This window comes from Psychrobacter sp. FME6, from assembly GCF_014861365.1.
GTDB lineage: Bacteria > Pseudomonadota > Gammaproteobacteria > Pseudomonadales > Moraxellaceae > Psychrobacter.
Map to the genome: position 1 here is coordinate 1 of NZ_RRYW01000098.1, position 10626 is coordinate 10626.

General features: G+C 42.9%; 9 protein-coding genes. 4 read left to right on the plus strand and 5 right to left on the minus strand.

What is annotated here, in order from left to right; all coding sequences use genetic code 11:
* Positions 1–268: 268 nt before the first annotated feature.
* Positions 269–1960: an NAD+ synthase gene (locus EI162_RS11915; protein WP_192524558.1), complete on the minus strand. Its 1692-nt coding sequence runs from the start codon at positions 1958–1960 to the stop codon at positions 269–271.
* Between the two features lie 894 nt (positions 1961–2854).
* Between EI162_RS11915 and EI162_RS11920 the strand changes: the two genes are divergently transcribed.
* Genes EI162_RS11920 through epmA form a run of 3 tightly spaced genes read left to right on the plus strand, consistent with a single transcriptional unit; the run spans position 2855 to position 6276 of the window.
* Entirely contained in the window at positions 2855–3982 is a 1128-nt protein-coding gene (locus EI162_RS11920) for an AI-2E family transporter (RefSeq protein WP_192524559.1), read from the plus strand.
* Between the two features lie 60 nt (positions 3983–4042).
* Positions 4043–5179, plus strand: a complete 1137-nt coding sequence (locus tag EI162_RS11925; protein WP_192524560.1) for a 4-phosphoerythronate dehydrogenase — start codon at positions 4043–4045, stop codon at positions 5177–5179.
* Positions 5180–5238: 59 nt separating this feature from the next.
* Positions 5239–6276 (plus strand): EF-P lysine aminoacylase EpmA, encoded by a 1038-nt coding sequence (gene epmA / locus EI162_RS11930; protein ID WP_192524561.1) that lies wholly within the window; start codon positions 5239–5241, stop codon positions 6274–6276.
* Between the two features lie 278 nt (positions 6277–6554).
* Here the strand turns inward: epmA and EI162_RS11935 are convergent, their stop codons facing one another.
* From EI162_RS11935 to purE, 4 genes are all read right to left on the minus strand, one after another.
* Positions 6555–7193: an NAD(P)H-binding protein gene (locus EI162_RS11935; RefSeq protein ID WP_192524562.1), complete on the minus strand. Its 639-nt coding sequence runs from the start codon at positions 7191–7193 to the stop codon at positions 6555–6557.
* A gap of 348 nt (positions 7194–7541) precedes the next feature.
* Complete coding sequence (locus tag EI162_RS11940; RefSeq protein WP_192524563.1) at positions 7542–7991, minus strand: DUF188 domain-containing protein; 450 nt, start codon at positions 7989–7991, stop codon at positions 7542–7544.
* Positions 7991–9364, minus strand: coding sequence for a 5-(carboxyamino)imidazole ribonucleotide synthase (locus EI162_RS11945; RefSeq protein WP_192524564.1), 1374 nt, complete (start codon positions 9362–9364; stop codon positions 7991–7993). The genes EI162_RS11940 and EI162_RS11945 overlap by 1 nt, the downstream gene beginning before the upstream one ends.
* A 195-nt stretch (positions 9365–9559) precedes the next feature.
* The gene (purE, locus tag EI162_RS11950) at positions 9560–10120 is read right to left on the minus strand and encodes a 5-(carboxyamino)imidazole ribonucleotide mutase (RefSeq protein WP_192524565.1); all 561 of its coding nucleotides are present in this window, start codon (positions 10118–10120) and stop codon (positions 9560–9562) included.
* Between the two features lie 183 nt (positions 10121–10303).
* On the opposite strand from purE, the gene EI162_RS11955 reads away from it, so the two are divergent.
* Positions 10304–10626: helix-turn-helix domain-containing protein (locus EI162_RS11955; protein ID WP_192524566.1), on the plus strand; the 323-nt coding region annotated here is incomplete at its 3' end.

The window sequence follows — 10626 nt, forward strand, 5'->3', positions numbered from 1 at the left end:
ATCGTTCACCTAGGCTTAGATGTGTATAGTTCATGGTTGCAATCTCACTTTGGTCGGTGGATAAAGACTTTGATGCTAGCGCATCTAGGTCTTTTTTTCACCTCGCATTTGGTATTGCACTTCATGTGTTAATCTAAGAAACTAAAAAAGCTGGGTAAGCACCCAGCTAATGATAAAATTGTTTGATTTTTTGTAAAAGGGTTAAGTGGTCAGTGTTGCCCAACCACTAAGCAATAGTCGTTGGGCAAGTACTAACGTTTCAATTTGCTTAGCCTTTTACTGACCATTTATTCACCAATGGATAGCGGCGTTCGCGGCCAAAGGCTTTGTGGCTGATTTTGGTACCGATGGGTGCTTGCGAGCGTTTGTACTCGCTGTTATCAACCATTTTGATAACTTTAGCTACTAAGTCAGCATCAAAACCTTTATCAATAATGTCTTGATAGCCCATGTCTTCATCGATGTAAGACATCAAGATACCATCTAACACGTCATAGTCAGGCAAGCTGTCTTGATCTTTTTGATCTGGGCGTAACTCGGCCGATGGTGGGCGAGTGATGACGCGCTCAGGGATGACAGGGGTATCTTCTAAACGGTTGCGATAGCTGGCCAGTTTATAAACTTGTGATTTATAAACGTCTTTTAGGACATCAAAGCCACCTGCCATATCACCGTACAACGTCGAGTAGCCAACCGCTAATTCAGACTTATTACCCGTAGTGATGACCAAATGCCCAAACTTATTGGACAGTGCCATCAGAATAACACCGCGCGCGCGTGCTTGGATATTTTCTTCGGTGGTGTCTGCTGGCGATTTATTGAATAAGGGGGCTAGAGTATGACGGATGCCTTCGACCGCATCAAAAATAGGACAGACGGTATAAGAAACGTTTAAGCGACGAGCTTGCGCTTGGGCATCTTCTAGGCTGATTTGAGAGGTATATTCATACGGCATCATCACCGCGTATACTTTATCAGCACCTAAAGCATCAACTGCGATGCATAGCGTCAATGCCGAATCAATCCCGCCTGATAGCCCAACGATGATACCTGCGAAGCCTGAGTGATTGATATAGTCGCGTAAACCAACGACCAATGCTTGATACATCTCTGACTCGCGGCTCAGCGTTAACGGTGTTTTGGCTTGGCTGTCGAACGTGGCTGTTTTGACATCCAAAGTAGCTAAAAGCAACTGATTCATAAAACGTGGCGCTTCGTGTGCAACGCTACCGTTAGCCTGTACCGCCATAGAGCCACCGTCAAACACCAAGTCATCTTGACCACCAACAGCATTGAGGTAGATGATAGGTAAGTTGTTTTCGCGGCTACGTTTGGCCAGCATTGTTTTACGGTTGTCTTGTTTTTCGACCTCAAAAGGTGAGGCGTTTAAGCTGATAACCAGATCTGCCCCTTGTTTTTTAAGCTCAGCAATGGGGCCTTTTTCCCATAAGTCTTCACAGATGAGCAGGCCGATAGTAATGCCTTTGTAGTCAAACAAAACTTGGTTGCGACCTTTATCAAAGTAACGACGCTCATCAAACACGCCATAGTTTGGTAAAACTTGCTTGTGATAAAAGCCTTTTTGATGACCATTATGTAGGATAGCCGCTGAGTTAAACGTACCGTGATGGTCGACATGGGGATAGCCGACAATCATAACGATGTCGTCGATATCACTTAAGGTCGATAAAGCGCTTTTGATGCGGCCTGATAGGCTTGGACGCAGCAATAAATCTTGCGGTGGGTAACCTAGTAATGCAAGCTCTGGGAAAATAATGACATCGGCACCTTGCTCGCGGGCTTGCAACGCTAGTGTGCGCATTTTTTCGGCATTGGCAGTGATATCACCCACTAAAAAATGTGACTGCGCCAAAGCAAAAGTGACGGTATCTTGTGTTTTATTGGTTTTACTGTCCTCATTTGAGGTATTAAGGTTGGGGTTATCATTGTCTTTTGACATTGTTATTGTTCCTATCGATATAGTATTTAAAATTTGGTGAGTCAGTATTGGTTTAAAATAAACTTAAAGAAAATCCGAAAATTAACTCAAAATAGCGCTTTTTTATATCGAGTTCGAATAGTGAACCGATACGCCGAGCTTAAATCCTGCATAAACCTGTAGCTAAATAAGCGATAAACAGTGTCTATATAATTAGTACTTATAAAAAGTGCTTATAAAGGCTAGGCTTATGCGTAATAGCCAAAATTATAGTGCTGCTCTAAAAGTTGGTTCTTATATGGTTTAGAGTAGGACGATAAAAGCGGGTTTTGGCACAAGGTTTAAAAAATGCTGTGTCTGTATAACGCCCAAAATAAATGAGGTCAAACCAACTTAGCCGTATTAAAAAGCCTAAAATAGTCGCTTTAGTATAACATCAATTGTCGTGACAAATAGAACGCGCCAGTGAATTACCTTGCAAGATATCCGTTTAGAGCATGAATATAAAAAAGGGTTTTCGTTCCTTGTTTATACTTACTAAAGCCATGTATTAGCCTCTCATTGGGGGTGGTATCAGCCAGTAAACTTATATGAATAAAGTTGTAAGTAAAGGTTACAACATAGCGTTATATAAATATCCTGTTTTGTTGCATAATGAGTCGAGATAATTGCTTTGTTATTACTTTATTTTAATAAAAAAGATAGCTCATAAATATGTTACGGTATTCTATGAATTCATGCGATTAAAGCAGTTCTTTACCTGTATATTGATGACTCTCTACCCTCGTAAATGAATACCGTTTATGGATATACTCTTTTATAGGTATACTCTATGAACTGATATTCATCACCCATTTATAAACTTGTCAGCGAAGCCACGATAGGTCTTTGCTGTCTTCCCTTGGTTTATACGCTATGATTGAAAACTGGACAAAAGAATTTATTATTCAGCGCTTGCTGGCTATTACCTTATTGGTTGTACTGTTCGTATTGTGTTTTCAGGTGATACAGTTCTTTATCGTGCCAGCACTGTGGGCGGCGATTTTAGCGTATGTGACCTTTCCTGTTTATAACTTTTTTTACCAAAAGGTAAAGCTGAGCCCCAGTTTTAGTGCCGCTATTATGACGGTAAGCATCTCTTTAATTATAGGTTTGCCACTGGTCATTGGGATTTTTATTTTACAACAAGAAGCTTTGAGCCTAATCAGCAATTTAATCTATCGTATCAAAGTGGGTTATTTGGATGTGCCAGACTCCATCAAAGATTTACCAGTGATAGGGCAGCAGGTAAAAGATATATTGTGGAGAATTAATAAAAACCCTGAGGGAACACTCGAAGCCTTTCGTATTTGGGTGCAGTCACATTTATATTATGGCAAAGTCGCGTTTGATGTGGTGTTTAGTGGTCTTGCCAAGCTCGGTATGGCGCTGATGACGCTGTTTTTCTTTTATCGTGATGGGACGAGCTTGGTGCGACAAATCCGCCAGGCATTGCGTAATATCATCGGTAACCGTATCGACGGCTATATTGATTCTGTAGGTACGACCACGCGTGCGGTAGTATATGGTATTGGCCTAACGGCTTTGGCACAAGCCATGCTAGCGGGCGTTGGTTATTATTTCGCCGATGCGCCTAGCCCTATTTTGCTGACCATTGTGACGTTTATCATTGCATTGATTCCATTTGGGACGCCATTCGTTTGGGGCGGCGTATCGATTTGGCTACTCAGCCAAGGGCACACCGTAGAAGGTATTGGCTTGGCATTATGGGGTATATTTATTATCAGTTGGGTTGATAACCTAATTCGTCCTATCGTCATTAGTGGCGCCACCAAAATTCCTTTTATTATTATTTTCATTGGGGTTTTAGGGGGGCTAACAGCGTTTGGCTTCGTTGGGCTGTTTATTGGCCCTGTGGTGTTGGCAATCGGGCTTGCGGTGTGGCGTGAATGGATATCGCAGCATAAAAACGAGATATTTGCCCCACAAGAAGTAGAATTATCTGCGCCTCAAGCCATGCCGCCAGCAAATGAAACAGAGTAAACAATACATCCATAGCAACGTGCTACTGTTATAAATTTTAATAAAATGGTTACCAATACTATGAAAAATAGGCTCGATACAACTAACAATATTACTATTGTGGCTGATAGTAATATCGCCAGCTTGGATGCATTTTTTAATGCCTCTACGCTTGGACAAATGACTGAACAGACTGTGAATATTATCACGGTTGCTGGACGTGATATCAACGCGCAATTGCTTGCAGATTTGCAGCCAGACATGTTGTTGATACGTTCTGTGACCCCAGTAGATGAAGCATTGTTGGCTAACAATGATAGTGTAAAGTTTGTTGGCTCTGCAACTATCGGCACTGATCATGTTGACCAAGATTATTTGGCAGCACGTAATATTACTTTTGCCAATGCGGCAGGTTGTAGCAAGCACTCAGTCGCGCAGTATGTGGTGACCGCTATATTGACTTTACGTCCACAGTATTGGCAGCAATCTATAACGCCATTAACGCTGGGTATCATCGGTATTGGCAATATCGGTAGCACACTTGCGCAGTACGCGAGTGATTTGGGTTGGCAGATATTGGGCTATGATCCTCTATTGCCGTCTTCAGATATCAACAACGCCAGTCTCGAGCAAGTGCTTAGCCAAAGTGATGTGGTCAGCCTTCACGTCCCGTTAACAGATAAAAAAGGTGAGGATAAAACCAGCAACGGTAGTGATTATCCAACGCGGCATCTTATCAATGCAGAGTCTCTAGCAATGATGTCGCCGCATACCATGCTTATTAATAGTGCGCGAGGCCCTGTGGTTAATGCAGATGACCTTGAAGCCGATATCAACTCTACTAAGCGGCAAGTGGTGTTAGATGTGTTTGAGCATGAGCCGCAAGTGGCGGAGAGTTTGCTTGCCAAGCTCGCTATCGCTACGCCGCATATCGCAGGATATACGGTCGAAGGAAAGCTGCGTGGCACGCAAATCATCTATGATGCTCTATGTGAGAAATTGGATGTCACACCCACTCAAACTATGCACAATCTACTGACGCTTAATATGTTTTTATGGTCTGAGTTAAAAGCCCATCCAGATAGGTTGATAAAATTCTACGATATCATGCGAGACGATGCTGCATTGAGGAACAAAACAGTGAATGGTCAAGTAAGGGGCGCTGACTTTGATCAATTGCGCCGTGATTATCGTCTGCGCCGTGAATGGCAATTTTAAGGGTTAACAATACCGTTTAGAATCCTACTTTTATAATTGATGAGGCAGTGTAGATAGCAATGAGCCAAGCAAGTAACCAAGTAAGTAGTTCTCCTACTCAGCCTAGCTATGCTCCCACCATAACTTTAGCCATGGCGCAGCAGCGCGCGCAATTCATAAACGATATCCGTCAGTTTTTTACCAGTCGCCAAGTATTGGAGGTACAGACGCCGCTACTATCACAAGCAGGAAATACCGATACTTTTTTGCAGTCAGTCGCCGCGCAAATCACTTATCAGGATAAACCCTGTGCCTATTATTTACATACCTCGCCTGAATTTGCCATGAAGCGTTTACTCGCCAGTTGGCAAGTACCTATTTATCAGATTTGTTCCGTCTTTCGAGATAATGAAATAGGCGTACGCCATAATATCGAATTTACCATGCTCGAATGGTATCAGCCCAATTATAGCCTAGATGATATGGCCGCTGAGCTGGGAGAGCTATTAGAGACGCTTTATGGCTATCCTGTCGTGATGAGTCATTACCGTTATGTTGATGCGTTTATGGATTTTGTGGGCATCCATCCGCTGACTGCCAGTCTTGAAGCACTACGAGCGGTGGCAGAAGACAAAGGTTTGATAGGTTTTGATTTTAATAATGATGTAAATAGCACAATCGATAGCAAAGACGATATCCGTCAGAGCTGGTTGGATTTATTGTTTAGCCACGCAGTAGAGCCCAATCTGGGTCATGATTTACCGACGCTGATTATTGATTATCCGCCAGCGACTGCCGCTTTGGCTAAAACTGCTTTGGACAAAGACGGTAATAAAGTTGCTAAGCGCTTTGAGCTTTATATTAATGGCATTGAGATTGCTAATGCGTATGACGAGCTGGCAGATGGCGCGGCATTGAGGGCGCGTTTTGAGCAAGACAATCAATTACGTCAGCGTCATCATCTGCCGAAAATGCCCATCGATGAGCATCTATTGGCGGCCTCTGATGCTTTAATACCTTGTAGCGGTATTGCAGTCGGTGTTGATAGGCTGCTGATGGTGCTCACAGGCGCGAAGAGCTTAGAGGAAGTAATTTCGTTTCCAAGTGGTTTGGCATAGTTAGTTATTGATTGAGTGGCTCTAAATAAAATCGATACGATTATAATAAAGTAAATAGCCACGTGCTACTGGAATAAATTTTTCTTGCTTGCTGTTCGCCAGCGTGACAGAGGCTGCGAAAATTTATTCCAGTAGCACTTGTACCGGTTTTAAAGTGCATCAACTATATTGAGTAATTAGCTATTAAGTAGTTATCTATTTGATAGTCATTAAAAAGAGCGAGTAAGCCGAAAGGTCTACTCGCTCTTTTTATTTAGAACTAACTATTTTAAAACGAACTATAGTTTTGCGATAGCGTCATTTATAGCTGTTTCGCCATTATGCATGCTAAATACTTTGTTGATAGTATTATCTGCTTTTAGTACAGCGGCTAAAGTCGTGGCGACATCTTCAATTGAGTTTTCACCCGCATTATCATCATTGATGGCAACTTTACCAGTCGCTGCACGTTCTTTTAGCGCACCTGCTTGAACGATGGTGTAATCAAGCTCGCTGTCATTCACCAACCACTGATCGGCGTAGTGTTTGCAGATATAGTATTGTTTTAAATCACCAATTCCCGGACTGTCCCATTTGCTGGTGTCTAACGAAAATACTGTACTCAGCATGATATAACGTTTAATACCTTTATCTTGTACTGCTTGGATAGTTTTGACCGCACCATGCAAATCAACTTCTAAGACATCTTTACCGCCAGAACCTGCGACAAAATAGACCGCGTCGATATCTTTATCAATCTGCTTTTGAATCGCGTCTTTATGAGCGGTAATGTCTAAATCTAGCTGACTATAATTCTTATCGTCAAATAGCTTTTTTTCTTGGCGGGTGGTGCCAACCACTTGATGGTTATCCGCTAATAGCTGCTTAACCAAATCCGTACCCACTCGACCACTTGCACCAATCACTAAAATTTTCATAATCATTCCTATTGTTATATTGGTTTTTATACACGTTATTGTTGTTAAAACTGAATATAGCGTAACAACAATAGTCGGCATACTTCGTTATGAAGCGTGCCGATTGCATAGTGTTTAGTTATGGAATGTATACGGTTTGCAAGGAAGCCCAGAGCGTATAGTTAGGCTAAAATGAAAGAAATACGTTTCTAACAACGTGCTACTGCTATAATTTTTTTTGCTTGCTGTTCGCAGGCGTGACAGAGGCTGCAAAAAATTCATACCAGTAGCACTGTATCTTTTGTAAATTTGCTCAACTATTTAAGAAAATGTAGAAAAGTTAAGCTGCAAAATTAGTTGCTATAAAAACTAACGCACCAAGCGGTTAAGGCCGTCGGCAAAGGCTTTTTTGTCGCGGTCACCATAAGGTTTTTGTCCGCTCATCTCTTGCAGTTCGAGCACGCCTGTACCGCGCATGGTGTCCATAAAGTCGCGCATATTAAGCTTTTGCTTGATATTGTTTTTATCGTAGACCACGCCGCGTGTCGTTAATACCATACCGCCTTTGTCCAAAATATCATTGGCCAAAGGAATATCGCTGGTGATCGCCAAATCGCCTGATTGTATCTGCTCGACGATATAATCATCGGCTTTATCAAACCCTGATGGCACCACTGTCATAACCAGCAGTGGTGACTTACGCAGTTTAATCGGTTGATTGGCGACGAATATCGCCATGGTTTGTGTGCGTTCAGCGGTTTTGATAATCAAGTCTTTAGCAATCAATGGCACTGAATCTGCATCCACCCAAATTTGCATTATTTTTTGGCCTTATCTGCTTTAGTCGAGGTTTCTTTAATCGGGGCTACTTGAGCCTCTTTTTGCTGGTTATCGTTATTGAGTGAGCTTGTTTTATTTTTAACATCCGTTTTAGATTTTTTAGCATTAGCTAAGTCATCTTCAGTTTTTGGTTGGCTATTTATAGCAGTCGTCTTTTTATCAAGGCCCACTTTATTAGGCAAGACCGCGACCAGCTTGGTCAATGCGGGCTCTAAATCGGCAACATCGTTGGGCATCAAGGTAATATGAGCAATTTTACGGTCGTCACGCTCAGCCTTATGATAGCTATGATAATGAGCACCGTCGATATTTAGTACTGCGCTGATATCAGGATACTGACCCAAGACATTGAGCATAATCGCTGGATGGACATTATCGGTATCGCCTAGTGGTAAATTGACCACGGCTCGGATATGATTTTCAAACTGGCTAGTGATTGCGCCTTCAATACTCCAATGCCCAGAGTTATGCACACGCGGGGCAATCTCGTTGGCCAGTAATGCATCATTACCGCGTGCGTCTTTGGTCACGAATAGCTCAAGTGCCATTATGCCGACATAATCGAGATGATCCATAATCATGGTAATGGCATCAGTTGCTTGCTTAAATAAATGACTGGTACCAACGGCAGGAGCTTGGGTTTTGGCTAAAATGCCATGATGGTGATGGTTTTCGACCAAGTCATAGCAGCGAACTTGACCGTTTTGGGCGCGTGCAGCGATAATAGAAACCTCGCGGCTAAAGTCAATAAAGCCTTCTGCGATTAGCGGGGCGGGCGTTGGTGTCAGTAAGCCTTTACCACTGACGGCATCTTTGAGTTCCTGCCAAGCAGCTTTGATATCGCTGTGTTGTTTAATAACGAACTGACCTTTGCCGTCATAACCACCGCGGCTGGTTTTTAGGACGATAGGCAGTCCCAAGTCAGCACAAGCCTGATTTAATTCGGCTTCAGAATTGACTTCTATAAACGGTACAGTGGCAATATCAAGCGCGTTAAACATCTGCTTTTCTTTTAAGCGGTCTTGGGCGATATCGAGCGCAATCAGCGGTGGAAACATGCCTTGTTTGCTACCAGATTTTGACAAGTCAGTCAGTTGTTTGACAGTCGCAGTCGGTGTGTTTTCGAATTCTAAGGTAAATACATCCGCTGCGGCAATGAAGTCTTCTAATTGCTCACTGCTAAACACACGACCATATAAACTGGCCGGGCAGTCAGTATTGTCTTCTAAAAATACGCATTGATAGCCCAGTGGTATGGCTGCTTCGGCAAGCATCATACCAAGCTGACCACCACCTAAAATCCCGATGGTACGAATGGTTTGGGTAACAGGGTAAGCGTTGGCTGTAGTCATGGTAGGCTCTTTGAGTTAAAAATGAATAATGTGTTGGTGTATTAAATCTAAAAATCAATCGATTAAAATAGGAAAAGGTGCATTGCATGCACCTTATATTAAGTAAAGCTCATCTAAAAATAAATATCAAGTGACGTGCACTTTTAGCCCATTTAGGTATTATCGTTTAGATTGAGGACACGCCCTAATAGGTCATTAGTTATTGATAATACCAGGTGTTGGGCTAGCAAGAATGGTGTCGGTTTGCGCTTGACGCAGAGTATCCAGCTTAGTCGCAATCGAGTCATCATGCAAGGCTAAGACCTGAATCGCCAGCAGGGCAGCGTTATAAGCGCCAGCTGTGCCAATCGCTAAGGTACCAACTGCCACACCTTTTGGCATTTGCACGATAGACAGCAAGCTGTCCCAACCACTGAGCATGGATGATTTCACAGGAACCCCAAAAACAGGCAGCGGTGTTTGACTGGCACACATGCCAGGCAGGTGCGCTGCACCGCCAGCCCCAGCGATGATCACTTGTAGACCGTTACCTTTGGCGCTCTTAGCGTAGTCAAACAATCTGTCTGGGGTACGATGTGCCGAGACTACTTCACAATCAAAAGCGATATCAAAGTCTGCGAGCAACTGTGCTGCGGCGCTCATGGTCGCCCAATCAGATTGTGAGCCCATGATGATGCCAATTTTTGGTTGACCTGTAGGAGAGGTAATAGGGCCGTCTTGATCTATCGTGTTAACAGTAGCTGATGTGGTGCTCATGCTTTGATATCCTCAAAAAGACCATCATACAAAAGTTTTGCTACATTCGTAAAGCCAAGATTGCTGTTTAATAGTGAAGCTTAGATTAACACATGAAGTGCAATACCAAATGTGAGGTGAAAAAAAGACCTAGATGCGCTAGCATCAAAGTTTTTATCCACCGACCAAAGTGAGATTGCAACCATGAACTATACACATCTAAGCCTAGGTGAACGATACCAGATTTATGCCCTTAAAGGGGCAAAACATAGTATTAAATTTATAGCGAGGGCGTTAAACAGAAGTCCCAGCACCATATCAAGAGAGCTTAGGCGTAATAAAGGCCTGCGCGGTTACCGAGCAAAGAATGCTAATAACAAGGCTTGTGACAGACGGTCAAACAATGCGCCCAGCATCATCGCTGACGTATGGGATTGGGTCACAGATAAGCTAAAAGACAGCTGGAGTCCTGAACAAATAGCCGGCGTTCATGGTGGTATTAGTCACATGAGCATCTATCGCTATAT